The 24,712-nt window shown below is 61.1% G+C and carries 20 protein-coding genes; 15 read left to right on the top strand and 5 right to left on the bottom strand.

The features are described from left to right. The first annotated feature begins 85 nt into the window (after positions 1–85). From HMPREF2942_RS06470 to HMPREF2942_RS06445, 6 genes are all read left to right on the top strand, one after another. The gene (locus HMPREF2942_RS06470; protein ID WP_049353963.1) at positions 86–877 is read left to right on the top strand and encodes a DeoR/GlpR family DNA-binding transcription regulator; all 792 of its coding nucleotides are present in this window, start codon (positions 86–88) and stop codon (positions 875–877) included. Then, positions 877–1,827, top strand: coding sequence for a 1-phosphofructokinase family hexose kinase (locus tag HMPREF2942_RS06465; protein ID WP_005508167.1), 951 nt, complete (start codon positions 877–879; stop codon positions 1,825–1,827). The genes HMPREF2942_RS06470 and HMPREF2942_RS06465 overlap by 1 nt, the downstream gene beginning before the upstream one ends. A gap of 191 nt (positions 1,828–2,018) precedes the next feature. Then, positions 2,019–4,022 (top strand): PTS fructose transporter subunit IIABC, encoded by a 2,004-nt coding sequence (locus tag HMPREF2942_RS06460; RefSeq protein ID WP_070604176.1) that lies wholly within the window; start codon positions 2,019–2,021, stop codon positions 4,020–4,022. 99 nt (positions 4,023–4,121) lie between these two features. After that, positions 4,122–5,816 (top strand): phosphoenolpyruvate--protein phosphotransferase, encoded by a 1,695-nt coding sequence (gene ptsP, locus HMPREF2942_RS06455; protein WP_005504505.1) that lies wholly within the window; start codon positions 4,122–4,124, stop codon positions 5,814–5,816. Between the two features lie 234 nt (positions 5,817–6,050). Further along, positions 6,051–6,329 carry an HPr family phosphocarrier protein gene (locus HMPREF2942_RS06450; protein ID WP_005504506.1) on the top strand — a complete coding sequence of 93 codons (279 nt, stop codon included), beginning with the start codon at positions 6,051–6,053 and terminating at the stop codon, positions 6,327–6,329. Between the two features lie 415 nt (positions 6,330–6,744). Further along, positions 6,745–8,880 carry a threonine/serine exporter family protein gene (locus tag HMPREF2942_RS06445; RefSeq protein ID WP_070688675.1) on the top strand — a complete coding sequence of 712 codons (2,136 nt, stop codon included), beginning with the start codon at positions 6,745–6,747 and terminating at the stop codon, positions 8,878–8,880. Between the two features lie 138 nt (positions 8,881–9,018). On the opposite strand, the gene HMPREF2942_RS06440 is transcribed toward HMPREF2942_RS06445, so the two are convergent. After that, entirely contained in the window at positions 9,019–9,690 is a 672-nt protein-coding gene (locus HMPREF2942_RS06440) for a uracil-DNA glycosylase (RefSeq protein WP_049346120.1), read from the bottom strand. A 169-nt stretch (positions 9,691–9,859) separates the two neighbouring features. Between HMPREF2942_RS06440 and HMPREF2942_RS06435 the strand changes: the two genes are divergently transcribed. The 4 genes from HMPREF2942_RS06435 to rlmC all read left to right on the top strand — a co-directional run bounded on the left by HMPREF2942_RS06435 (position 9,860) and on the right by rlmC (position 14,316). Beyond that, positions 9,860–10,147 (top strand): DUF3263 domain-containing protein, encoded by a 288-nt coding sequence (locus tag HMPREF2942_RS06435; protein ID WP_049346119.1) that lies wholly within the window; start codon positions 9,860–9,862, stop codon positions 10,145–10,147. Between the two features lie 261 nt (positions 10,148–10,408). Next, the gene (locus tag HMPREF2942_RS06430; protein WP_049348967.1) at positions 10,409–10,981 is read left to right on the top strand and encodes a LytR C-terminal domain-containing protein; all 573 of its coding nucleotides are present in this window, start codon (positions 10,409–10,411) and stop codon (positions 10,979–10,981) included. Positions 10,982–11,351: 370 nt separating this feature from the next. Beyond that, positions 11,352–12,974 carry a chaperonin GroEL gene (gene groL / locus HMPREF2942_RS06420; RefSeq protein ID WP_049346117.1) on the top strand — a complete coding sequence of 541 codons (1,623 nt, stop codon included), beginning with the start codon at positions 11,352–11,354 and terminating at the stop codon, positions 12,972–12,974. Between the two features lie 208 nt (positions 12,975–13,182). Then, positions 13,183–14,316 carry a 23S rRNA (uracil(747)-C(5))-methyltransferase RlmC gene (rlmC, locus tag HMPREF2942_RS06415; protein ID WP_049346116.1) on the top strand — a complete coding sequence of 378 codons (1,134 nt, stop codon included), beginning with the start codon at positions 13,183–13,185 and terminating at the stop codon, positions 14,314–14,316. Positions 14,317–14,520: 204 nt separating this feature from the next. Here rlmC and HMPREF2942_RS06410 read toward each other — a convergent pair whose 3' ends face one another. Next, positions 14,521–15,882 (bottom strand): MFS transporter, encoded by a 1,362-nt coding sequence (locus HMPREF2942_RS06410; RefSeq protein ID WP_246824527.1) that lies wholly within the window; start codon positions 15,880–15,882, stop codon positions 14,521–14,523. Positions 15,883–16,094: 212 nt separating this feature from the next. Beyond that, entirely contained in the window at positions 16,095–16,622 is a 528-nt protein-coding gene (locus tag HMPREF2942_RS06405; protein WP_070593152.1) for a mycothiol transferase, read from the bottom strand. Positions 16,623–16,812: 190 nt separating this feature from the next. Between HMPREF2942_RS06405 and HMPREF2942_RS06400 the strand changes: the two genes are divergently transcribed. The 4 genes from HMPREF2942_RS06400 to HMPREF2942_RS06385 all read left to right on the top strand — a co-directional run bounded on the left by HMPREF2942_RS06400 (position 16,813) and on the right by HMPREF2942_RS06385 (position 21,161). Next, entirely contained in the window at positions 16,813–18,222 is a 1,410-nt protein-coding gene (locus HMPREF2942_RS06400) for an FAD-dependent oxidoreductase (RefSeq protein ID WP_070688674.1), read from the top strand. A 306-nt stretch (positions 18,223–18,528) separates the two neighbouring features. After that, the gene (locus tag HMPREF2942_RS06395) at positions 18,529–19,230 is read left to right on the top strand and encodes an isochorismatase family protein (protein ID WP_070688673.1); all 702 of its coding nucleotides are present in this window, start codon (positions 18,529–18,531) and stop codon (positions 19,228–19,230) included. Next, positions 19,227–19,994 carry an SDR family oxidoreductase gene (locus HMPREF2942_RS06390; protein WP_070507203.1) on the top strand — a complete coding sequence of 256 codons (768 nt, stop codon included), beginning with the start codon at positions 19,227–19,229 and terminating at the stop codon, positions 19,992–19,994. Before HMPREF2942_RS06395 ends, HMPREF2942_RS06390 begins: the two co-directional genes overlap by 4 nt. A gap of 63 nt (positions 19,995–20,057) precedes the next feature. Continuing rightward, entirely contained in the window at positions 20,058–21,161 is a 1,104-nt protein-coding gene (locus HMPREF2942_RS06385) for an isochorismate synthase (RefSeq protein WP_070688672.1), read from the top strand. A 133-nt stretch (positions 21,162–21,294) separates the two neighbouring features. Here the strand turns inward: HMPREF2942_RS06385 and HMPREF2942_RS06380 are convergent, their stop codons facing one another. After that, entirely contained in the window at positions 21,295–22,308 is a 1,014-nt protein-coding gene (locus HMPREF2942_RS06380; protein ID WP_083313469.1) for a 4'-phosphopantetheinyl transferase family protein, read from the bottom strand. A 178-nt stretch (positions 22,309–22,486) separates the two neighbouring features. Here HMPREF2942_RS06380 and HMPREF2942_RS09630 point away from each other — a divergent pair, with 178 nt between their 5' ends. Continuing rightward, positions 22,487–23,908 (top strand): RNase H family protein, encoded by a 1,422-nt coding sequence (locus tag HMPREF2942_RS09630; protein WP_005504525.1) that lies wholly within the window; start codon positions 22,487–22,489, stop codon positions 23,906–23,908. A gap of 232 nt (positions 23,909–24,140) precedes the next feature. On the opposite strand, the gene HMPREF2942_RS06370 is transcribed toward HMPREF2942_RS09630, so the two are convergent. Beyond that, entirely contained in the window at positions 24,141–24,431 is a 291-nt protein-coding gene (locus HMPREF2942_RS06370) for a WXG100 family type VII secretion target (RefSeq protein ID WP_005504526.1), read from the bottom strand. Between the last annotated feature and the right edge of the window lie 281 nt (positions 24,432–24,712).

Genomic DNA, 24,712 nt, shown 5'->3' with positions numbered 1-24,712 from the left:
TGTCTCTCACGGTCCTGAAAGCCGAGCAGAACGCAGAAAAGAACGCACAGATTTCCTCCCACTAGCCCAAAGGAACACCAGATTTATGTTCGCAGAAGAACGCCGTGCCGAAATTGCAAAGCTTGTTGCCTCCGCACGTCGTGTCAACGGCGCTGACCTTGCGCGCCGTTACGATGTGACCATGGAGACCGTGCGTCGTGACCTCGCCGCACTGGAAGAGGCAGGTAAGCTCCGCCGTGTTCACGGTGGTGCTGTCACCATTGAGCAGTCCACCTCCCTGGAGTCCTCCATCTCCTCCCGACAGGGCATGAACACCCCCGAGAAGCGCCGTATCGCCACCAAGGCATACCAGATGCTGCGCGACTCCGAGGCGGGCTCCATCGTCCTGGACGCAGGCTCCACCATCGAAATTCTCGCCGACCACATCGGCGCTGAGAACTTCAGCCTCAAGACCGGCAATGACCGCATCGTCATCACCCATGCACTGCACATTGCAGTCAAGCTCGCCGAAGCCGAAGGCGTCACCCTCGAGCTGGTCGGTGGCCAGCTGCGCAAGATGACCTGGGCTGCTGTTGGTGCACGCGCCGCAGAGCACTTCGGCACCATGCGCCCCGACATTGCGTTCATCGGTGCCAATGGCATTGAAGCGCATTTCGGCATCTCCACCCCCGGCATGAACGAAGCCATTGTCAAGACCGCGATCTGCAAGTCTGCTCGTCGCGTGGTCTTGCTCTGTGACTCTGCGAAGTTCGGTCAGGAATCTCTGGTCCGCTTCGCTGGATTCGAGGATATTGACACCCTCATTACCGATCGCGAGCCCGAAGGTGCCCTCCGTCAGGCACTTGAGGCCGCAAACGTTGAGATTGTGATTGCCTAATGATTATTACTCTGACTGCAAACCCCAGCCTGGACCGCACCATTGAACTGGGTGCGCCTTTGGCTCACGGTGCCGTGCAGCGTGCTGTCGGTGCCGTACAGGATCCCGGCGGCAAGGGCGTGAATATTTCGCGTGCCCTGCAGGTTTCCGGTGTGCCGACCCTCGCCATTGTGCCCGGTGAAGCAACCGACCCGGTGCTGACCGCACTGCAGGCTGTGGACGTCGAGTTCGCTAACCTGCCCACCGGCGAGCCGATTCGTTCGAACATCACCGTGGTTGACCCGGACGGCACCACCACCAAGCTGAACGCCCCCGGCACCGTTTTTGATGCTGAACTACGTCAGAAGCTGGACGAGCTGGTGGTTGAGCGTTCCAAGGGTGCCGACTGGGTGGTTTTGGCTGGTTCGCTGCCTCCGGGTCTGGAACCGACCTACTACTCCGAGCTGGTGGCGGCACTGCGCGCCTCCGGCTACGAGGGCAAGATTGCTATTGATACCTCTGAGGCGCCGCTGATTGCGACCGTCGCCGGTGAGCACAAGCCCACCCTGATTAAGCCCAACTCGGAGGAGCTGGCTCAGCTGACCGGTAGCGATAACTGGGAGGAGCTGGAGGCTAGCCCCGAGCTGACCGCCCGCACCGCCCAGAAGCTGCTCGGCGACGGCATCGAGTACGTGCTTGCCACCCTCGGCGGCGGCGGTGCAGTGCTGGTCACTGAGCAGGGTATCTGGCATGCTGTGCATGAGCCGATTCAGGTTCGTAGCACTGTGGGTGCCGGTGACTCGTCGCTGTCTGGTTTCTTGATTGCTCACACCCGTGGTGAGGATGCCCCCGGTTGCCTGGTTCAGGCGGTAGCTCACGGTTCGGCTGCTGCTGCTCTGCCCGGTACTCGCATGCCTTCGCTGGAGCAGACCACTCCTGAGAAGGTCACTGTTCGTCAGCTGCAGCTCTAATTCGGGCTGTTTTCGCACCTCCAGCTTTTATTCTCAGAAGGGAATATAAGCTGGGGTGCTGTGCGCATATGTCACACATATACGCACGCTGCACATACAAACACACACTGCGCACACTTTGAACTCATATAGGGGAGAAGCCCGGCACCGCTGAGCGAATCCCCGCCCCAACACATACCCGAGGAGGGAATATGTCTGATCTGATCACCGCAGATCTCGTCCTGCTGGACGAGAACCTCGGCGAGACCCGATTCGACGTAATTGCCAAGCTCGCCCAGACAGTCGTAAATGCTGGACGCGCTACCGACTTCGAGCAGCTCTACGCGGCTGCCGAGGCACGCGAATCCAAGACCGACACCGGTATCCCCGGCGGTATTGCGATTCCGCACTGCCGTAGCGCCGCCGTCACCGAGCCGACCCTGGCAATGGCACGCCCCAACCCGGCAGTTTCCTTCGGTGCAAAGGACGGCCCCGCCGACCTGATTTTCTTCATCGCTGCACCCGATGGTGCTGACCAGGCTCACCTGAAGCTGCTGTCCACTCTGGCACGCTCCCTGATGAAGAAGAGCTTCACCGCGTCCCTGCGCGAAGCCTCCTCGGCTGAAGAGATCGTTGAGCTGGTCAACGGTGCGCTCGGCGTGGGCGAGAAGAAGGCAGAGGCCAAGCCCGCCGAGGCTGCGCCCGCCGCACCTGCCGCTGAGAAGGAAGCACCCGCCGCTTCGGTTCCGGTGAAGAAGATTGTTGCTGTGACCGCATGCCCCACCGGTATCGCTCACACCTACATGGCTGCGGACGCCCTCAAGTACGCTGCTGAAGAGCTCGGCTACGACCTGAAGGTTGAAACCCAGGGCTCCTCGGGTAACGAGAAGCTGACTCAGGCTGATATTGACGCCGCAGACGCCGTGATTTTCGCGGTGTCCGTGAACGTGCGTGAGCGTAACCGCTTCGCAGGTAAGCCCTTTATTGAGTCTCCCGTCAAGCGCGGTATTGACGAGCCTAAGGAAATGATTGCGGAGGCTCTGGCTGAGGCCGAGAACCCCAACGGTGCACGCGTTGCCGCTGCCGCATCCAGCGGTGAGGACAGCGCAGGCGCTACCGAAGGCGCTTGGGGCTCGCGCATCTACAAGGCTGTGATGACCGGTATCTCCTACATGATTCCGTTCGTTGCCGCCGGCGGTATTCTGGTCGCTCTGGGCTTCGTTTTCGAGGCAATTACGGTGCCGAACCTTGGCGATGTGAACACCAAGGCGATTCTCGACTCGGCAACCCTGTTCAATCTCGGTGACGTGCACTGGACCCTGTACCTGGGTGCTGTTCTGCAGACCATCGGTGGTTTCGGTCTGAGCCTGATGGTTCCGGCTCTTGCCGCGTACATTGCGTACGGTTTGGCTCAGCGTCCCGGTATTGCTCCGGGCTTCATCGCCGGTTCGGTGGCTCTTGCGGTAAACGCGGGCTTCCTTGGCGGTATTGTTGGCGGTATTCTCGCCGGTCTGATTGCGTACGCTCTGGGTACCCTGAAGCTGCCCCGCTGGCTTGGCTCGATGATGCCCGTGGTCATCACCCCGCTGGTGACTTCTCTGGTTGCCGGCCTGGCAATGTACCTGCTGCTCGGTGCGCCCCTGGCTTGGGTTATGACCACCCTGCAGGATTGGCTGACCTCCATGTCTGGCGGTTCCGCTCTGCTGCTGGGTCTGATCCTGGGCGCCATGATGGCTTCTGACCTGGGTGGCCCCATCAACAAGGCTGCTTACCTCTTCGCAACTGCTGGCCTGTCCTCGGGTGCGACCGTGAACCAGGAAATCATGGCTGCCGTCATTATTTCCGGTATGGTTCCGCCGCTGGCTATGGCTCTGGCAACCACCCTGCGTCCCAAGCTGTTCAACGAGAACGAGCGTGAGAACGGTAAGGCTGCGTGGCTGCTGGGTGCATCCTTCATCTCTGAGGGTGCTATTCCCTTCGCTTCGGCTGACCCGGCTCGCGTGATTCCTTCGACCATTGTTGGTGGCGCTATTGCCGGTGCAATCTCCATGGGTGCGCACGTGGCTTCCCCGGCTCCGCACGGCGGTATCTGGATTATTGGTCTGGCGCAGAACCCGTTGATGTTCCTGGCGGCTGTTGTTGCCGGTACCGTTGTTTCTGCGCTGCTGTACGTGGTGCTGAAGTCCCTGGGTGCCCGCTCTAAGGCATCCGCATAAAGGCCGTATAACCTCACCTTCATTTGATCGTCTGTTTGCAGGCGTGAGCGTGAAAAAACACGTTACACTGTAGACAAACCACAGATAGGACATGAATTTATGACTACCTACAAGGGCGTCGGCGTATACGCCGGCCGCGTTATTGGCCCCGTTCTTCAGATGCCTAAGCCCATCGAGGAACCCAAGGACGGTCTGCGTCTGAGCGGTGAGACCGCTGAGGCTGCAGCGCAGCGCATCAAGGACGCTTCGGTCCGCGTGAAGGAAGACCTGCTCGCTCGTGCAGAGCACGCTAGCCGTGACGGCAAGGCTGTTCTGAAGTCTACCTCTCAGATGGCTACCGACCGTGCACTGATTAAGAGCGCTATCAAGCTGGTTGAGACTCAGGAGATGGCGCCCGAGCGCGCAATTTGGGAGGCTGCAACCTCCTTCGCAGACCAGATGGCTGCCCTGGGTGGCTACATGGCTGAGCGCGTCACCGACATCCACGACGTGCGTGCCCGCATCGTTGCTGAGCTGACCGGCCAGCAGGCTCCCGGCATCCCCGTTTCTGATGAGCCGTTCATCCTGGCTGCTATTGACTTGGCACCGGCTGATACCGCGACTCTGGACCCCGAGAAGGTTATCGCTCTGATTACCTCTGATGGTGGCCCCCAGGCACACACCGCTATTCTGGCTCGCGGCCTGGGTCTGCCCGCTATTGTGGCGGCTAAGGGCGTGACCGAGATTGCTGACGGCACCGTCGTCTACGTGGAATCCAACGAAGGCATCGTTGATACCGAGCCGACTGACGCTGACCGTGAGGCAGCAATCAAGTACGCAAACCGTAAGCCCGTCGCTGACTTCGACGGTCAGGGTGTGCTGGCTGACGGCACCCGCGTTGAGCTGTACGCAAACGTTGGTGACGGCAAGTCCGCTGAGAAGGCTGCAAGCCTGAAGGCTGAGGGTGTTGGCCTGCTCCGCACCGAGTTCGGCTTCCTGGGCCACGACTCTGAGCCTTCTATCGAGACTCAGGCTAAGACCTACAAGTCCGTGTTTGACGCATTCCCCGGCAAGCACATTGTGGTTCGTACCCTGGACGCTGGCGCTGACAAGCCCCTGCCGTTCCTGAACGTGAACCCCGAAGAGAACCCCGCGCTGGGTGTTCGCGGTTTCCGTACCGACTGGACTGTTCCGGGCGTTCTGACCCGCCAGCTGGAGGCTATCAAGGCTGCTTCGGAGGACTCCGACGCTGACATCTGGGTTATGGCTCCGATGATTTCGACCACCTCCGAGGCTCGCAACTTCGCGAACATGCTCAAGGAGATTGGCCTGCCCGTTCACGGTGTGATGGTTGAGACCCCCGCAGCTGTGATGAACGCTGAGGCAATCCTGGGCGAGGTCGACTTCGTGTCCATCGGCACCAACGACCTGACCCAGTACACCATGGCGGCTGACCGTCTGCTGGGCGACCTGGCACACCTGAACAACCCCTGGCAGCCTGCAGTGCTGAAGATGATTAAGATGACCGTTGAGGGTGCTCAGCGTGCATCGGTCACCGCGGGTAAGAAGAAGTACGTGAGCGTCTGTGGTGAGGCTGCGGCTGACCCGGCTCTGGCTGTTGTTCTGATTGGTCTGGGTGTTGACACCCTGTCCATGAACGCTGGTGCTATTCCCGCTGTGGCTGCGGTTCTGAAGTCTGTGACCAAGGAGAAGGCACAGCAGATTGCGGCTATCGCTCTGCAGCAGATTTCTTCTGCTGAGGCGAAGGAGAGCGCACGCAAGGCTCTGCCGATTCTGGATGAGCTGGGCCTCTAAGCCTTAAAACGATTCCGGGTTCTGCCTGCCGCCCCTTGGTGGGGTGTGTTAGGCGGTGCCCGGGTCCATAAAAATGCCGGGTGCGGAGTTTTATTTCTGCATCCGGCATTTTTGTACTTGTTAGCGTACGGCTGAACGGTACAATTTATAGAGTAAGGGCGGGTCCTGAAGCGCCCCGTTCATTTAGAATAGGTACTGATATATTTTCGGTTCCTTGATCAAAGGAGAAACATAATGGCAGAGCGCGAAGCCACTATTGCAAGCCGTGTTGGCCTGCACGCACGTCCGGCAGCTATCTTCGCTGAGGCAGCTGGCGACCTCCCCGTCGAGGTCACCATCGCAGCTAAGGGCGAGCCCGCAGATGAGGCTATGGACGCTGCATCGATTCTGTCCCTGATGTCCCTGGGTGCAAAGCACGGCGACGTTGTTGTCCTGCGCGCTGAGGGCGAAGGTGCTGAAGAGGCTCTGGACTCGCTGGTTAAGATCCTCGAGACCGACCACGACGCTGAGTAATTGACTTTCGCCTCTGAGGTGGCCCCGAGCGGTGCGCTTCAGATGCTGTGAAGGCTACAGCCTTAAAGCGTGAATATCCCGTCACTTCGGTGGCGGGATATTTTTTTATTATGAATAATTCATTTTTTATTGAGTTGTAAGTGGGGCATGGGGAATATTTCTCTGCTAAATCTTAATGTATATATAACCTTTATTTTCCCTCGGAAATAGCTCCAAAAATATATCCCCAAATATCTTCTGTACAGTAGCGCCCCGGATTTCTCTACATATCGATGAAGATATTTGGTGTTGGTTACGCAGTGCGCTTTTTGCGTGCAAAACCACCGGTCAGAAAAGTGATATTTCTGCGTCCCAGTGCTACCGCAGAATCGTGCCCTTGTTAGACTAAAAAGGCACTGTCTATCTGGGAGGGACATTGGCAGAATCGAGGAACACCCCCGCGGAATCCAAACCGCGGGAAGCTTCGCATGCAGGCGAGGCAAATACTGCCGCAACGGAAGGAAGCGAGCAGAACACCACCGCGGGCTACATTGCCGGTAAACGCGGTTTTCCCCTGGTTTCGCTAGATCAGGTCACCGACGAGAAATTGCGCCGCGTGCTGGCTCAGCAGACCGCCTCCACGAAGAGCTCGGAGGGTACCGTCGCTGCTGAAGCTGTCAGCGAGGTACTGCAGGAAGCCGCAGCGGATATGGGCATCACCTCGCAGGAGGTAGAGCCCGCCAGCGATCCCGAGCCGATCCCTAACGGCCACGGTGCGCGCACCGTCATTGACCCCTCCCTCGTACCTGACGACGACCTGGACGCATACCGCGAGGAACCGAACCCCGTCACCTCCAGCAACCTGGTGACCGAGGCGGCGCTGACCCGCCCCTCCCAGCCGGTGCCCATGACCGGCATGATTCCGCAGGTGCCCAACTCTCACGCAGCCCGACGCTACGGTGCGGAACCTACCGCAATGCCGAAGACCGGGCCTGTCTCGATGCCCACCACCTCCGTACCGCTGGTTGAGGGCGGCTCTCGCGGCCTGTTTGGGCGCGGTAGCGGTGGTCGCTGGGGTTCGCGTCGCTTCCGCTCCTTCGTGCGCACTGAGGAGGCGGCACCCGCCGCCCCGCGCGGTGCCCAGCGCATCGCGCAGCGCCAGTTCGTGCCGACGATCCGCTCTGAGGAGCATGAGCGCCGTGAGGCGTTCCGCCGTGAGAAGGAGTACGCCCGCGATACTCTGAACTTCACCCTGCGCCTGGCGGAGGCGATGTTCCACTACGGTGCGGATGCAATGGACGTGGACTCGGCGATTATTGCGGTCTCTTCGGCGTACGGGCTGGACTCTGTGGAAGTCGACATTACGAACCAGTCGGTGACCATCAACTACACTTCGGACCCCGATATTTACATGGAGTCCCGCATCGCCAAGCGCAATGCGAACGCTGAGGAGCGCTTTACGCACACCCTGGTGCGTGTGGTGCGTTCCTCTACGGAGAACTACGAGGCGCTTTCTGAGGTGTACGGCCTAATCTACAAGATTACTCGCGGTGGTATGACCCTGGAAATGGCTGATTTGAAGCTGAACCAGATTACCCCCCGCCCCAAGCCGTTCCCGCCTCTGGTGGTGTGGTTGGCGAACCTGGCGTGTGCCGGAACCCTAACGGCGGCGCTGGGTGCAAGTTTTGCGACGGCGTTGAGTGCGGCGATTATTTTTATTCCGGTGTACCTGCTGATTCAGTGGTTGAGTTCGATTGGTATTCCGGCGTTCTTTCGTATGGCTGCTAGTGCGGGTCTGATGACCTTCTTGGCGATTTGGCTGGGCGGTGAGGGATCCATTCTTTCGGTGTTGCAGCGTCAGGGGGAGGCGATTTCGGCGCCTCTGGTGGTGGCTGCGGGCATGATTATGTTCTTGCCGACTCCGCGTCTGGTGGGTGCCGTACAGGACGCGATTAATGGCTTCCCGGTGACGGCTGCGGGTCGTTTCGTGTCTACGGGCATGAGCTTCTTGGGTCTGGTGGTTGGCATTGCGACCGCGGTGAGCGCGATCAATATTTTCAACGGCCCGACCCTGGATATTGAGCAGTTGCGTTTTGAGCCGACAACCCCGCTGGTGGCGTCGTTCTTCTTCCTGGTGGCGATTGCGACCTTTGCGATTACCTTGCAGACGAAGCTGGTGAAGGTCGGGTGGCTGATGGTCATTACGGGCTGCGGTCTGGCGGCGTATTACGGTTATGAGCTGCTGGCTGGCCCGAGTACTGGTCGCGGTCCGACGGCGTGTGCGGCGGTTGTGATTGGTGCGTTGAGCACGTATTTTGCGTACCGTCTGCATGTGCCTCAGGCGATCTTCTCGATTCCGGCGATTACGTTCTTGCTACCGGGTCTGTCGTTCTTCCGCGGCATGTATTTGTTGACGGTTGAGACGGACGTGATTCTGGGTATGCAGAATATGATTACGGCGGTTTCGATTGTGGTGGCGATGGCTTCGGGTGTTGCGTTGGGTAATTACACGATGCAGTATGCACTACAGCGTTTTACGACTCCGCGAAACGTGGAACCGGCTGATTCTTAGCCCTTTTTCAAGGGTATATAGCCAATATTGCATATACTTGTGATGCAAAAGGGGCGGTGGCTTGTGAGGTGAACTCGTAGCCGCCGCCCCTTCACTATGCCTATTGCGCCAGCTCGTACACTGGCTCTTATGTTGCGCCTAGCGAACCGTCCAGTCCACCGGCTCCGCGCCCTGTTGCACCAGCAGGGAATTCACGGTCGAGAACGGGCGCGAACCAAAGAAACCACGACGAGCAGACAGCGGCGAAGGATGCGCTGACTCCACGCTCGGGTACGGTTGCAACATGGGTGCGCACTTGCGTGCATCCGCACCCCACAGCAGACCCACCAGCGGCTGGTTACGCGCCACCAGTGCACGGATAGCGCACTCGGTGATCTCCTCCCAACCCTTGCCGCGGTGCGAACCCGCATCAGACTCGCGCACCGTCAAAACCCTGTTGAGCAGCATGACGCCCTCATCAGCCCAACAGGACAGGTCGCCGTGATCAGCCGGGGCAATACCCAAATCGTCCTGCAGCTCCTTGTAAATATTGTTCAGCGAACGAGGCAACGGCATACCGCGGTGCACCGAGAACGACAGACCCATCGCATTGCCCGGAGTAGGGTAGGGGTCCTGACCAATAATGAGGACCTTCACCCCGCTCATCGGGCGGCGGAACGCATTGAAAATATCGGCAGCAGGCGGGAAAGTACGGTACCCCGCCGCGTGCTCCTCACGCAGGAAAGCGCCCATGGCGTGAATCTGCTCTTCGACGGGGGCAAGTGCTGCCGCCCAATCCTCGCTCATAATGCTGCTGAGGGGCTGGTTCATAAATCTCCTCGGGAATCTCCTGGTGCTGATGCAACCCGGACGGTGACGGGGCCGGGTGCGGGATGAATGGTTCTCTTCTAGACTGAGTTTCTCTTCTAGACTAGGGGATGACGAATACACGCGCTAGGAGACGCCAGCCGCGGCAGGCGAGCTACAGACAGGAGGGAACGTGTCAGAACAGGAACGAGCTGAAACCGCTGAGACCCAGACGGAAGTAGAAAACCAGCCGGAAGTAGAGAACCAACCCGGTGGCCTGACCCCGGTGGAGCGCCGCATCCTTGAGGTGGAGCGCCGCCGCTTCAAACACCAGGGCTCCAAAGAGAAGGCGATTATCGCCGCCGGATTTACTCCGATTGCCTACTATCAGCGCCTGAACGTGATGCTGGACGATGAGCGGGTACGTGCCGCAGCGCCGCAGATGATTGACGTTCTGCGCGCCCGCCGAGACGCTGACTAGGGGCTCAAACTGGAGGAGTCGTGCGAGCTTTCCAACTCCTGCTTTCAACCCCGCGCACCTCAAGTTCAACCAGAGATTGAACACTGTGCGGTGTCCGTCTCTTTCACAGCCGGTTGCGGGGCGTTCACGTTGGTTCTCGCTAGTTGAGCCGGTACTCTAGGTACTAGAACACCAAGACCGCACCTTCCGCAGCAGCGCCCGCGCGCCCGGTAGGGCGGTACGGTACCAGCCGGTAAACAGAGACCCGTGAAATGAGGATAAATGAGCTACCCCCGCGACGAATTTGACGAGGTAGACGAAAATACCGCCCGCCGCGGAACCTACCGCGCGGTCAATGCTGACCCGGCAAAGAGCCCCAAGGGTGCTATCCCCCTGGTAGCTGCAGGCGTAGTTGGTCTGCTCATCGGCGGTGCAATGTACGTGTACGCGCCGCGCACCGCCTCCCCACAGTATTCGGCGTCCACTGCGAAGAGTAGCTCCGCCCCCGCAAGCGCCTCTGCGTCCTCTGCTCCGGCTAAGGCTTCCGCCTCGGCAAGTGCTACGAAGACCGGTCTGGCTGAGTCCATCTCTGTGGCGGTCTACAATGCGGCGGCTCCGGCGGGTAGTGCATCCCGTGCGGCGGCTCTGCTGACCGGCTACACCATCAACGAGACGGCAAACTACACGGGTGTGGCACCGGCAACCAGCGTGGTCTACTACGCTGAGGGCTACCAGTCGCAGGCGCAGAGCATCGCCTCGAAGCTGGACATTTCGCAGGTGCGTCAGGCAACTTCCGATGTGCAGATGGGCAACCACGAGGTGATTGTGGTGCTGGCTTCCGATTACACCGGCTAGGCCCCGGCATCCGCCGCTTTGTAATTACAAACTTTCATCAACCCCACCCGTGCGATCCCACCGATGCACAGGGCGGGGTTGATGCTTTTAACACCCCTCTCGCACTCCCGGCGGGCACACCGGTAACGCCCCTTTTGACGGGGTTGATGAGCGCAGATTAAGCACTGGGCGATTAACCCTTCAACCTTGGGCATAAACGTTTGCTCCATGCCGGTACGGGTGCCACAATTGATGTAGCGTTCGGGTGTTTTATGTCCTGCTCTGCCCGCGCCTCCGTAACGGGGGCGTTGTGGAGGGGTAGCCACCCGATTTTAGATGTACCGCACCCGCAGGGGTGAAGGAAAAAATCCGATCGTCCAGGAGGACACTTATGGCAAAGCTCATTGCTTTTGACGAAGAGGCACGCCGCGGCCTTGAGCGCGGTTTGAACACCCTCGCCGATGCAGTGAAGGTGACCCTCGGCCCCCGCGGCCGCAACGTTGTGCTGGAGAAGGCGTGGGGCGCCCCCACCATCACCAACGACGGTGTCTCGATCGCGAAGGAAATCGAGCTGGAGGATCCGTACGAGAAGATTGGTGCGGAGCTCGTCAAGGAAGTTGCTAAGAAGACTGACGACATCGCAGGTGACGGTACCACCACCGCTACCGTTCTGGCTCAGGCACTGGTCCGCGAGGGCCTGCGCAACGTGGCTGCTGGCGCTGACCCGCTGAGCCTCAAGCGCGGCATTGAGAAGGCTGTTGAGGCTGTGACCGAGGCTCTGCTCTCCTCCGCAAAGGAAGTTGAGACCGAGGAAGAGATCGCTGCAACCGCGTCTATTTCCGCTGGCGACGCTGAGATTGGCAAGCTCATTGCTGAGGCAATGGAGAAGGTCGGCAAGGAAGGCGTCATCACCGTTGAGGACTCCAACACTTTCGGTCTACACCTCGAACTGACTGAGGGTATGCGCTTCGACAAGGGCTTCCTGTCCGGTTACTTTGTGACCGACCCGGAGCGTCAGGAAGCAGTCCTGGAGGACCCCTACATCCTGGTTGTGAACCAGAAGATTTCGAACGTTAAGGACCTCGTCCCCGTCCTGGAGAAGGTCATGCAGTCCGGCAAGCCGCTGCTGATCGTTGCTGAGGACGTTGAGGGTGAGGCTCTGGCTCTGTTGGTGCTGAACAAGATGCGCGGCTCCATCAAGTCTGTGGCTGTGAAGGCTCCGGGCTTCGGTGACCGCCGTAAGGCTCAGATGGCTGATATCGCTATCCTGACCGGTGGCCAGGTCATTACCGAAGAGGTTGGCCTGTCCCTGGACGCAGCAACCCTGGACATGCTCGGTTCCGCTCGCAAGGTCGTTGTGACCAAGGACGAGACCACCATCATCGAGGGTGCAGGCGACGCAGCAGCTATCGAGGGTCGCGTGGCTCAGATTCGCGCAGAGATCGCTAACTCTGACTCCGACTACGACCGTGAGAAGTTGCAGGAGCGCCTGGCTAAGCTTGCCGGTGGCGTAGCCGTGCTGAAGGCTGGTGCCGCAACCGAGGTTGAGCTGAAGGAACGCAAGCACCGCATTGAGGATGCTGTGCGTAACGCTAAGGCTGCTGTTGAGGAGGGTATCGTCCCCGGTGGTGGCGTTGCTCTGATTCAGGCCGGCGTGAAGGTCTTCGACAAGCTGGAGCTGACCGGCGATGAGGCGACCGGCGCGAACATTGTGCGCGTGGCTATTGACGCACCGCTGAAGCAGATCGCTGCTAACGCTGGCCTGGAGCCGGGCGTTGTGGTTGACCGCGTTCGTTCCCTGCCTGCTGGTACCGGCCTGAACGCTGCAACCGGCGAGTACGAGGACCTGATGGCTGCCGGTATTGCTGACCCGGTGAAGGTGACCCGTTCGGCTCTGCAGAACGCTGCGTCGATTGCTGGTCTGTTCCTGACCACTGAGGCTGTTGTTGCGAACAAGCCGGAGCCCGCTGGCGCGGCTGCTCCCGGTGCGGACGCAATGGGCGGAATGATGTAATAACTTTTTGTCCCTGATGGGGCAAAAAGTTATGGAATCCGAAGGGCACGAAGTGACCTTCGGTGGTGAGATGCCGCTGGAAACTAACCCGGCATAATCACACCGCATCCGTATGAGGCGGGGGCGGCTACCCATGAAGGGTGGCCGCCCCCGCTTTTGTGTGCCCGTGCGTCCTGTCCCGGCGGTGGAGGCGGTAGAATGGCTCCTTATGGAATGCGCCTATTTTCGTGATGACCTCTGCTCCTCCTGCCCCAGCATTGAGACCGCCTACACCGCGCAGGTGCAGGCGAAGCAGGAGCATGCCCGCGCCCTGCTCGCTAACTACCCGCAGCTACAGTGGCTGGACCCGGTGACCAGTGCGGAGGCGGGCTTCCGCAACAAGGCGAAGCTCGTGGTGGGCGGTTCGGCGAAGAACCCGACCCTCGGCATCGTGGATTACCGCACGGGTGCCTCCACTGATCTTGGCGAATGCCCGCTCTATATGGAGCCGATTCAGGCGGCTATACCGGTGCTGCGTGAGCTGATTCAGCGTGCAGACCTGACCCCTTATGACATTCCGAACCGTCGCGGTGAGCTGAAGAATATTCTGGTGACTGCTTCGGCGGCGGGTGAGCTGATGGTGCGTTTCGTGCTGCGTTCGAAGAAGCTTCTGGTGCCGATTCGCCGCCAGATGGGCTGGCTACAGGAGCGGCTGCCGAACCTGGCAGTGCTGTCGGTGAACCTGCTGCGTGAGCCGGTGGCGCGCGTTGAGGGTGATGAGGAGATTATTCTCTCGGAGCGTCAGACCCTGCCGATGCAGGTGAATGACCTGACCCTGCATTTGCGTCCGCAGAGCTTCTTCCAGACGAACACGAAGGTCGCTGAGGCGATGTATGCGCAGGGCCGTGAGTGGGTGCGTGAGGTGGCTCCGCGCTCGCTGTGGGATCTGTACTGCGGTGTGGGCGGTTTTGCCCTGCATGCCGCTTCGGTGATGGATGGCGGCTCGGTGACGGGCATTGAGATTAGTGCGGAGGCGGTTGCTTCGGCACAGCGCACGGTCGCTGAGTACGGTCTGGAGGGCGTGGACTTTTCGGCTCAGGATGCGCCGGAGTTCGCGGTGTCTTCGGGCGCGGTGCCGCAGATGCTGGTGGTGAATCCGCCGCGCCGCGGTATTGGTGAGAGCTTGTGTGCGTGGATTGAGGGTTCGGGTATTGACCGTGTGGTGTATTCGAGCTGTAACGCGGTGACTTTGGCGAAGGATCTGGAGCGTATGCCCTCGTATGCGCCGGTGCAGGGCCGTGTGCTGGACATGTTCCCGCATACGGACCACTATGAGGTTATGACGTTGCTGAAGCGCGGGTAGGTTTCTCGGGTCAAGCGCTCATTCCTATCCCAAGTCCGCGAGCAGATACATAACACTAGGGCGCGAGCAGGTGATTTTTGGCCGAGCAGGTAGTATTTTTCCTGCATGCTCGGCCAAAAATCACCTGCTCGCGGTGTTATCAGGGTTGCCCGCAACGTGGCGGAGGTGAGGCGATGATGCCCCGAGGCGATATACAGAGCACAGTCATGCACCCGCACGGCTCTTTGCCTCATTCCGCGATTCCTGCGCCCGTATCGCTCGCGCAGTCGGGCCGAGAATGAACGTGAATACGGTGGCGATGATGAAGAGTGCCCCTCCGGTAACAATGGTGTTGATCGCGCCGAACGCTGGTACCGCCCATCCGGTGATGAGGTACCCGACCATACCCGCTAGGGAGAAAACCACACCCATGAAGCTGTAGACGCGCCCGCGCATGTGTTCGTCGATAGCGTCTGCGAAGAGGACTTGCCCGAGCACTTCTTCGGGTCCGTAGAACATGCCCCAGATGAACCAGAGCACGAGTACCGCCCACAGCGCCGGGTGTAGTCCCATACTCAGACAAACGGCGCCGTAGCCGAGTCCGGAGATGCACATCCACCCGCGTTTGGTCATACGCACCCGCCCGGCGCCTGTACCGACGCCGAGTTTGGCTGAAAGCCAGGAGCTGATCACGCATCCGGCGGCGTAGACGGAAGTTGCGATTCCGAAGGCGGTGTAGTCGTGCCCGAGGCCGCGGGTGAGGTATTCGAGCATGGGCAGGGTGGTGATGGGTACGGCGGCGATGGAGAGGAACCAGAAGGTGAGCATACCGCGCACGATGGGGTTGTGTGCGGTGTAGGCGGCGCCTTCGCGCAGGAGTCTGCCGGTGTGGTGTTCCTGCACGGTGGCGGTGCGTTCGGCGTGGGTGAGGTCGTAGTTGCGTATGGTGGCGACGGTGAGGGCAGCGAGCAGGTTGAGGGTGCCTGCGAATCCGACGGCGAGGGCTGGGGTGGTGAAGGATGCGACGGCGGCTGCGATGGTGGGGCCGAGGGTTTGGGCGAGGAAGATGAGGCTGCCGCGGCGTGCCATGTATTTTTGGTAGTCGTCGCCGAGCAGGGAGGGCATGGCGGCGGAGGCTGCGGGGGATGAGAAGGTGCCGAAGGTTGAGACGAGGAATGCGATGGTGAGGAAGGCGGGTAGTCCTGCGGCGGCGTAGAGGGCTGGGGATGCGATGAGTAGGGCGGCGCTGGCGAGCCTGAAGCTGACGGTGAGGGTTTTGCGGTTGAATTTGTCGGCGATAGCGCCTGCGAATGGTGCGAAGAGGATGACGGGGACTGCCTCGACGACCATGACGATAGCGGAGTGGGCGAGGTCGCCGGTGGCGCCGTAGGTCAGCAGGGGCATGGCGATAGCTTGGATACTGGACGCAAGAGCATCAGAAACCTGCGCGGTCAGGAGCGTGAGCTGCCCGCGTGCGTTCAGCGGCGTTGCTGATGTGGGTTTTGCGGTCGCGTCTGGTGTGTTTGTTGGAATGCGCGACGCAGGTGATTCAGGGTGCTCAGGCGAAGGGTCTGTGGTGCGTCTCATAATACTGTGGATTCTATCACGGGTAAGAACGCTGTAACCGAGGCGAAACAAGACACAAGATGCGCGAGCAGATAACAGTCCGTTATCTTCTCGCCGAAATATTATCTGCTCGCGGTGTTATCGGGGTTGCCCGCAACCGGGCGGTGGCGTCTCGGGCTGGTTGTGTCCGAGGCGCCACCGCTTTTTCGTTCCCCTCTAGCGGGCGTGAAATTCTATCCCTGCGCCGCGAAATCCTGTGCCGCGAGAATACCCGCCGCGTACGCCGCCTGACCCACGTGCTGGGTTGCGTCGTCAATCAGGCTGACCAGGCGCATACCGCGAGTTACCGGCGGAGTCCACGAACGGTCAATAATCTCGCTCAAATCAGCCTCGCTCAGTGTCTGCGCGTAGTCGGCGAGCGCCTCGCCGGTCGCCACAAGGTACTCCACCAGCAGGGCAGAATCTTCAACCACGATGGAGCGTGCCTGCTCGGCGGTGTGACCGTAGCCCATGGTGTCGCCGAGCTCGCCCAGGTTGAAACGCTCCCTGAAACCCTGAGTCTCCCAGACCTGCGGCTGACCATTCAGAGCAGAAAGCTGCATGTCCATTTGTCGTCCTGCATGCCAGAGGAGCCAGGCGATAGAGTTCGGGTGCCCACCCGGATGTGCGTTCAAAGCCTCGGGGGATAGCCCCTTGACGGCTACGGCGGCTTCGATGCCGGGGCGGCTGGCGGCGTCGTGCAGAATATCGTGGGTTTTCATAAAGTCCTCCTGAAAATGTTGGCTGCTCGTAGGCTGGCTTCTCGTAGGGAGCCGGGTAGTTTCAGTCTACGCCCGCACGGGCTGAGGGGCGGCTGGGGCCAAGAAAAAATGTGGCGCACGGGAATAATACTCATTTCTTCCCGTTGAACTCTGTGAAGACATCATTATCTAAATTTCACAGGAGAATATTATGACCACCCCCGCTCAGTTGCACTTTGACATGGTCGTCATCGGCTTCGGCAAGGGCGGCAAGACCCTCGCCGGCGCATACGCCAAGACCGGCAAGAACGTTGCCCTCATTGAACAGTCCAGCGGCATGTACGGCGGCACCTGCATCAACATCGGTTGCGTACCCACCAAGGCGCTCGTACACCGCGCCGACGAGTTCCGCGCCAGCGGCGAGCGCAGCCTTGAAGAAGCAAACGCCGCCTACGAATCCGCCGTGGTTTTCCGTGACAAGCTGACCGGCATGATGCGCGCCAAGAACCGCGAGATTCTGCTGTCCAACGAGACCGCTAAGCTCATTGACGGTCACGCACGTTTCGTCTCCGACACCGAGGTTGAGGTCACCGCGGGCGAGGACACCCTGCGCGTTACCGCCGACTACTTCATCATCAACACCGGTGCCGTGTCGGTTATCCCGCCGATTGAGGGCATCCGCGAATCTGAGCGTGTGCTCACCTCCACCGAGCTGCAGAAGCTCACCCCGCGCCCCAAGCGTCTGGGCATTATCGGTGGCGGCCCCATCGGTGTTGAGTTTGCCGGTATTTTCTCCTCCTACGGTACCGAGGTGACCATTCTGGACGGTGCACCCGCCCTCTTCGGCCGCTACGACGAGGACGTTGCCCAGGTTGCCCGCGAGATTATCGCAGACCAGGACATTACCGCTCACACCGGCGTGCGTGTGCAGTCCTTCAAGGACGGCGCTGACTCGGTGACCGTAACCTACCTCGACTCCGAGGGCGCTACCCGGGAGCTGGAGGTGGACTACGTGATGGTTGCGACCGGCCGCAAGCCCGCCACCGAGGGTCTGGGTCTGGAGAACACCAGCATCGAAACCAATGACCGCGGCGCAATTGTCGTGGATGAGCACCTGCGCAGCACCGTGCCGAACATTTTCGCGCTCGGTGACGTGAACGGCGGCCCGCAGTTCACCTACATCTCCATGGATGACTACCGTGTGGTGCTCTCCCAGCTGGTCGGTGACGGTTCCCGCTCCACCAAGGACCGCAAGGCAGTGGCTTCGACCATTTACATGAACCCGCCGCTGTCTTCCGTGGGTCTGACCGAGCGTGAGGCAATCGAGGCTGGCCACAAGGTGAAGGTCGCTTCGAAGCCGGTTGCCGCGGTTGCCGCGATGCCGCGCGCGAAGACCCAGGAGAACCCGCGCGGCATCATGAAGTTCGTGATTGACGCGCAGACCGACCAGATTCTGGGTGCCCAGCTGCTGGTAATCGAGTCCATGGAGGTTATTAACCTGGTGGCTCTGGCGATGCGCCACGGCATTACTGCTTCGCAGCTGCGCGATGAGATTTACACTCACCCCTCGATCACTGAGGGCCTGAATGAGGTTCTTGCCGTCGCGGCGCCCGTGAACTAGTTGAACTAGAATCGCGTCTGGATTCGCGGTTCGTATAGCGTTTCTGCTTGTCTGAGTGCTTCCCTGCCCGTTCCTCCCGTTGTGCTGTCAACGGGGGTGCGGGTGGGGAAGCATTTTTGTTAAGGCTCATATATACCTTGCACCTAAGCATGCCCTAAGATGGTTATGAGATAAGCGCAAGCTCACCGGTTGGGTGGTCAGCGCGAGAGGGCTCGGAGGAGACACCCACTCGCTGCTACACCCACCACAGCGCACCGCCTGCGCCGCGCATACAACCGAAAACCATAGGCACGAACCGGGAGAATCATGGCACTGCCCAAAATCAAGCCCTACACCTACGTCGACCGTGAACACAGCAACCGCGTGAGCTGGCCCGTGGACCCCTCCCGCGCTGTACTGCTCGTGCACGACATGCAGGTACACTTCGTCCAGGCTTTCGAAGGGGCCAACCTGGGTGAGGGCAACGACAACCCGGACGCCCAGATCAACATCGCCATTCGGAACCTGCGCCGCCTCATTGACGCCGCCCACACCGCCGGAATCCCGGTCTACTACACCGCGCAGCCGCCGCGCCAGAACCCCGAAGACCGCCGCCTGCTCATCGACTTCTGGGGCGACGGCCTGCAGAACGACGAGTCCGCCCGCGTGCTCGACGAACTGGCACCCACCGACCGCGACACCGTGCTGACCAAGTGGCGCTACTCCGCGTTCGTGCGCAGCCCCTTCGAGGACCTGCTCAAGGAGTCTGGCCGCGATCAGCTCATTATCGGCGGCGTGTACGCGCACATTGGCTGCCTGACCACCGCCCTGGAGGCGTTCATGCGTGACATTCAGCCGTTCATGGTTGCGGATGCGCTCGCCGACTTCTCGGAGGAGGAGCACCGCATAGCGTGCGAGTACGCTTCGGGTCGTTGCGCCCGCGTGCTGAACACCGCCGATGTACTCGCCGACCTGCATGCTGCAGAAGGTGCTGAGAAGGCTGAGACTGCTGAGGAGGCGCGCGCATGAGCTGGGTCATTGTGACCGGCGCGAACGGCGGTATTGGTGAGGCAACCGTCCACCAGCTCATCAAGAACGGTTATTCGGTGTTTGCGGCTGACCTTGCGGAGCAGCCCATTGCTTCCTTCGGTACCTACGGGGACGCGATCTTCCGCTACCGCGCCGTAGACGTTACGAGCGAAGAGTCCGTCACCGCCCTCGCCAACGCTGTAGCGGCACTCGACGAACCCATCACCGGCGCAGTGCTCGCCGCGGGCATCGCCCACAGCCAGCCGCTGCTGGAAACCAGTTTCGCGACCTGGAAGCGCCTGCACGCGGTCAACTCCGACGGCGTGTTCCTGTGCCTGCGCGAATTCGCGCGCATCATGATTGACCAGCAGGAGAGCGACCCGGCGAACAGCCGCTCCCTGGTGACGGTCGCCTCCAACGCGGCACGTGTGCCCCGCGCGGAGTTTGGCGCCTACGGTGCATCGAAGGCGTCGGCGGCGCGCGTGAGTTCCAGCTTCGGCCTGCAGCTTGCCGCGCACGGTATTCGCGTGAACTCGGTCTGCCCCGGCACCACCCGAACCCCCATGGTGACTGACGCCTGGGAGGGTGAGGATCGCTCCGCCCTGCCGGTTGCCGGTAACCCGGAAACGTTCCGCCTGGGCATTCCGCTGCGCCGTATTGCCGACCCGGCGGATATTGCGGCGGTCAACGCTTTCCTCATTTCTGAGGCGGCACGCCACATCACCATGCAGGAGATTGTCGCTGACGGCGGCGCGACCCTCTAACGGCACCCCGCGTCCGGCGTTTAGATGCCCGGCGCGAACCCACACACCACTGATAGAAGTACGATGACGAACCTTCCCGACTTTATCTTTTCCACCGGCACCCGCGTTCTGCGCGCATCCGGTGCGATGACCCCTGTTACCTTCGATAATGCCCTGGACGAGGCGAAACGTGCCGGTAGCGCCGTCGTGGGTCTGATTCCTTTTGACCCCGATATGCCCGCCTACCTCTTCGTGCCTGAACGCCTGGAGGAGCAGCAGGTGCCGGTCCCCGAGCAGACCGTGGCGCTTGCCGAGCCGGTATCGGTCACCGGCCGGCAGAACGACCGGTTCCGTGCCGCCGTTGCGACCGCCGTGGAGCGCATGAAGGCGGGTGAGCTGAGCAAGATCGTGCTTTCGCGTGTGCTCACCGCCCGCTACGCACCCGGCGCTCTCAACCTGGAGGCGCTGTACAACAACCTGCGCGCCCAGCAGCGTTCCGCATTCAACTTTGCGGTGCGCCTGCCCGACGGTGAGCGCGGCATGAGCGGAAGCTACCTGATGGGCGCCTCCCCGGAGCTGGTGTTCCGCACCGAGGGCCGCGCCTTCAAGACCCACCCGCTTGCCGGTAGCGCCCCGCGCATTGCCGAGCCCGGTAGCGCCGAGGACGAGGCGATTCGTGACCGCCTGTTCGCCTCGCCGAAGGACCGCCACGAGCACGCCTACGTCATTAACGACATTGCCAAGCGCCTGGCCCCCATTGCCGAGGAGCTGAACGTACCGCAGGTGCCCTCGCTGCTGCAAACCCCGCAGCTGTGGCACCTGGCGACCCCCATCGACGGCGTGCTGAAGGAGGGGCTGACCTGCCTGGACGGTGCCCGCGCGATCCACCCGACCCCCGCGATTTGCGGTGCCCCCACTGAGAAAGCGCTGGAGCTGATTCGCCAGCTGGAGTCTTTCGAGCGCCGCTACTTTGGCGGCCTGGTCGGCTACATGGACGCCGAGGGTAACGGCGAATGGGCGCTGGTGCTACGCTGTGCCCAGGTCAGCCCGGACGAGGCGGTGCTGTACGCTGGCGCGGGTATCGTGGCTGACTCCGACCCGGAGCTGGAGCACACGGAGACCGGCACGAAGCTCGGTAGCTTTGGCCGCGCCCTGGGCGTGGACACTCTGGGCGAAGATACCCCTTAGGTTCTGCCACGAACTCCTTGACGAGGCAGAATACAACGACTGAATACGATGACTGAATAAAACGACGGAACGCGCTCGCTGGCATGGCGGGCGCGTTCCGTCGTTGTATCAGGTGTTAGGGGATTGAGCGTGACTAATCGGTGAGCAGGCGCTTGAGCTCCAGGGGAGTAGCCACCGGCAGAAGCTGAGCCTCAACCTGCGCGGGCTCACCCTCGGCAGGGTTCTCCACTGCCAGGGCGATGAGCATCTTCTGCGCGTGCTCGGGGTTCTCCGCGTCGGGGAGCGCCACGGGTACCCACTGCAGGCTAAAGCTTCGCTCGATAGCCTCGCCGCCCTGATTACCGCCCTGATCGCCGCCTCCCTGAGCTGTGGGTGCGCTAAAGGTCGCTTGGGTGGTCAAGCTGTCCTGAGTCAGTACGCGCAGGGCGGTCGGCTCGGGAGTATCGCTGTCTAGAAGGTCCCCCGGGACCTCCTCGTTCATGGCAAGTTCGAGCGCATCCAGCAGGTCATCGGTGAGCTGTACCCGAACCAGGGAGGGCACCACGCTCAGGCCGTGGCCGGTCGCCTTGAGCACCGCCTCCTTAGCGGTCCACAGCGCCACCGAGAACAGGTGCAGTACGGGCGCGGGACGTTCCTGCGCCACCTGCTCATAGAATGCACGTTCTTCATTGGAGAGCGCTAGGCGCGCAAAACCGGAGAACAGGCGCGCATCCAGGGTCTCAACATCCACGCCGAGCACCGCCGAAGAATTACGACTAAACGCGCCCACCACCAGCGGATTCACCTGCGACATATTGAAATTCACGCCCGCAATACGCGGCTTGCCGTGCTTCTTACCGCTGGTGCACAGGGTGCAGGAACGATCCACCTCAATCTCAGAAGCGGCACTGGACGGCACATCCAGACGCGCCGCCGCCATAGCGCGCATGAGCGCCTGAGTGCTCAGGTAGCTGACCGCCGCCGTGGAGGTCGGCAACTGCGCCGCATGCTGCTGCTCGGCAAGACCCAGGTAGCTCAACCAGCTAAAACGCAGGGAACCGTACATTGTGCGGGTGGGAAGAGCGAAAATCTGCACGCGCTCGCTCGGGCGGGCGGTAGGGCGCTCCGGGCGCTGTGCGCCGGGTGTTTCGGGGGCAGAATAGCTCATAGGTTTAGTGTACCCGCCCGGCATTACGGCAATGAGCGCGTCCGAGGCTACTTGAGGTTATCCACAGTGGCGACTGTGTGCTACGCACCCTCGCCGCCGGTGCGGTAAAGTCATCACAGACATCATTACGGACAGCCGCCCGCACGCTAGAGGGGTGGCAGCTTAGAAAGAAGGTACCGTGAACAGCACGCAAGAAATCATTGCCGCCGCAGACGGCTCGGCGCTGGGCAACCCCGGACCGGCGGGCTGGGCATGGTATATCGACGACGACCACTGGGCGAGCGGCGGCTGGGCGCACGGCACCAACAACATGGGTGAGCTCAAGGCGGTCTTGGACCTGTTCGAGGCGACCGCATCCCGCCCGGAGGCGAAGCTGCGCGTGTACTGCGATAGCCAGTACGTCATTAACTCGCTGACTAAGTGGATGCCCGGCTGGAAGAAGAAGGGCTGGAAGAAATCTGACGGCAAGCCCGTGCTCAACCGCGACCTGCTGGAGGCGCTGGATCAGGCGCTGACCGGCCGCGACTACGAGTTTATTTGGGTGAAGGGCCACGCGGGTCACGCGCTCAATGAGAAGGCGGATTCCCTGGCGAACGGTGCCGCGCGCGCCTACCAGGAGGGCCGTGAACCCGCGCACGGCCCCGGCTTCGGTGCGGCTGCTGAACCCACTACTGCGGCTGAGCCTGTGGAGGCTCCGGCTGTTGAAGTGCCGATTGTGAACGCTCCGGTTGCAGAACCTGCCCTCTCTGACGTTGCGCTCTCTGATTCGGCGCCCTCCGAGTCTTCCGCGGACGCCCACCTGCCCATGCAGGAATTCACCGCAGCCGAGATCGAGAACGCCCAGCGCGGCGTGGAGAGCCTGCGCCTGTCCGGTCTGTTGCGCCCCGCCTCCGCGGTGAACGCCCCCGACCCGGAGGCGGTCCGCACCCGCAAGGAACAGCTGGCGCTCGCGGCAGAGCGTGCCGCTGAGCGTGACGCAAAGGCACTGGCACGCCAGCAGGAGGAGACCGCTCAGCAGGCATCGAGTGCCGCGCAGGCGGAAGAAGAGGATGACCTGACCGGTCTGGAAGAGTTCGCAGGTCTGGACCCGAACGATGTTGACCCGGCGGAACTGCTGGGCGAGACGGAAGCGCACGCAGAAGAGCAGGCGGTAGAGCCCGCCGCGGCGCCCGCACAGACCGTAGAGCCCGCTCAGGTTGAGGCACCCGTGAAGGACGCACCCGCTTCTGCCCCTGCGGCACCCGCGGCACCCGCTCTGAACCCCGAGGAAGCCGCCGCCGCAGAACAGCTACTCGAAAGCCGCGGCTCCGTCATGGAGGCACCGCAGCTGGAGTCCATGCTGCACGAGCGTCTGGTGTGGGTGACCGCCACCGGTAAGTCGGTGTCCCGCTCCTCGGTGCTGCAGTACCGCGAACGCGCCTTCACCCAGCAGGGTGCCCCACTCAAGCAGGGTATGCAGGTGCTGGATTCTTCCAGCGTGCTGGTTATGGCGGCGGTTGCGACCGCGCGTGGTCGCGTGAGCCGTTCGAGCATTTGGCATTACGATGCTGAGCGCGGCCTGTGGCGTCTGCGTTTCCGCCAGGAGACCCCTGCTTCCTAAAGCTCAGCTCCTAAAGCTCAGCTCCTAAGGAATGGGCTCTTGGGCGCAAAGATTTCCGTGCAATAAAACCCCGCCGCATCCTCATTCTCGAGGATGCGGCGGGGTTTTCTCAATAGATGTTCGCCGCCTTCTGGCAAATCTGGCGGGCGGTGTGCCGTGCGTCCGGGACCTTTAAACCACCCGGCCTGCTGCCTGGCTGCGGGTGGGGTTTTGGGCTTGCCGCCCTGACCCCTTAGCCGACGAACATGGAGGCGTTAGCCTGCTCGGTGTCTGCGTAGTTCACGCCTGCGCGGGTGAGTGCCTCGTTGATCTGGGTGATGGATGCTTCGACCTGGCGCTGGGTTGCGTGCCACTGGTCCAGTACGCCCTGGAAGTTGGCGGATGCGGAGCCGGTCCAGGAGCTCTGCAAATCGTGCAGGGATGCGGTCATACCGTTGACGTCTGCGGTGATGGATGCGACGTAGGATCGTGCCTGTGCGCTCTTGGCTGCGATGACTTCGGAATCGACATTGAACTGTGCCATGGTTTTTCTCCTTTGAGATATGTGAGATAGGTGGGGCGGTTGCCCCGTGGTGGCGCTTGGGGTGTGGATCTCTGGAAGGGTTGAGTTCCTGACCGGAAGCTTGTTATCACTATATCTTTCAAAATGCATCAAATGAGCTAAAAAGTGATTATTAAATAAATCTGTGGATAAACCCGCCAGATTCACTCCGCATCTCGAAAAAATCGAAAGCCCTCCCGAAAATGACGTCGCCATGACGCGCGCTAGGTTGTTCCCGCTGTTCTTTAGCCGTGCCGCTCCTT

It is taken from the genome of Rothia sp. HMSC071C12, assembly GCF_001813895.1.
Taxonomy (GTDB): Bacteria; Actinomycetota; Actinomycetes; order Actinomycetales; family Micrococcaceae; genus Rothia; species Rothia mucilaginosa.
Note: the sequence above shows the minus strand (reverse complement) of the source record. Positions and strands in the feature narration are given on the sequence as shown.

Bases quoted from the DNA above. Each gene is read 5' to 3' on its own strand.
- groL (WP_049346117.1), top strand. From the start codon at position 11,352: ATGGCAAAGCTCATTGCTTTTGACGAAGAGGCACGCCGCGGCCTTGAG.
- HMPREF2942_RS06410 (WP_246824527.1), bottom strand. From the start codon at position 15,882: ATGAGACGCACCACAGACCCTTCGCCTGAGCACCCTGAATCACCTGCG.
- HMPREF2942_RS06440 (WP_049346120.1), bottom strand. From the start codon at position 9,690: ATGAACCAGCCCCTCAGCAGCATTATGAGCGAGGATTGGGCGGCAGCA.
- HMPREF2942_RS06460 (WP_070604176.1), top strand. From the start codon at position 2,019: ATGTCTGATCTGATCACCGCAGATCTCGTCCTGCTGGACGAGAACCTC.
- HMPREF2942_RS06450 (WP_005504506.1), top strand. From the start codon at position 6,051: ATGGCAGAGCGCGAAGCCACTATTGCAAGCCGTGTTGGCCTGCACGCA.
- HMPREF2942_RS06405 (WP_070593152.1), bottom strand. From the start codon at position 16,622: ATGAAAACCCACGATATTCTGCACGACGCCGCCAGCCGCCCCGGCATC.
- HMPREF2942_RS06380 (WP_083313469.1), bottom strand. From the start codon at position 22,308: ATGAGCTATTCTGCCCCCGAAACACCCGGCGCACAGCGCCCGGAGCGC.
- HMPREF2942_RS06465 (WP_005508167.1), top strand. From the start codon at position 877: ATGATTATTACTCTGACTGCAAACCCCAGCCTGGACCGCACCATTGAA.
- rlmC (WP_049346116.1), top strand. From the start codon at position 13,183: ATGGAATGCGCCTATTTTCGTGATGACCTCTGCTCCTCCTGCCCCAGC.
- HMPREF2942_RS06430 (WP_049348967.1), top strand. From the start codon at position 10,409: ATGAGCTACCCCCGCGACGAATTTGACGAGGTAGACGAAAATACCGCC.
- HMPREF2942_RS06370 (WP_005504526.1), bottom strand. From the start codon at position 24,431: ATGGCACAGTTCAATGTCGATTCCGAAGTCATCGCAGCCAAGAGCGCA.
- HMPREF2942_RS06390 (WP_070507203.1), top strand. From the start codon at position 19,227: ATGAGCTGGGTCATTGTGACCGGCGCGAACGGCGGTATTGGTGAGGCA.
- HMPREF2942_RS06395 (WP_070688673.1), top strand. From the start codon at position 18,529: ATGGCACTGCCCAAAATCAAGCCCTACACCTACGTCGACCGTGAACAC.
- HMPREF2942_RS06385 (WP_070688672.1), top strand. From the start codon at position 20,058: ATGACGAACCTTCCCGACTTTATCTTTTCCACCGGCACCCGCGTTCTG.
- ptsP (WP_005504505.1), top strand. From the start codon at position 4,122: ATGACTACCTACAAGGGCGTCGGCGTATACGCCGGCCGCGTTATTGGC.
- HMPREF2942_RS06400 (WP_070688674.1), top strand. From the start codon at position 16,813: ATGACCACCCCCGCTCAGTTGCACTTTGACATGGTCGTCATCGGCTTC.
- HMPREF2942_RS06470 (WP_049353963.1), top strand. From the start codon at position 86: ATGTTCGCAGAAGAACGCCGTGCCGAAATTGCAAAGCTTGTTGCCTCC.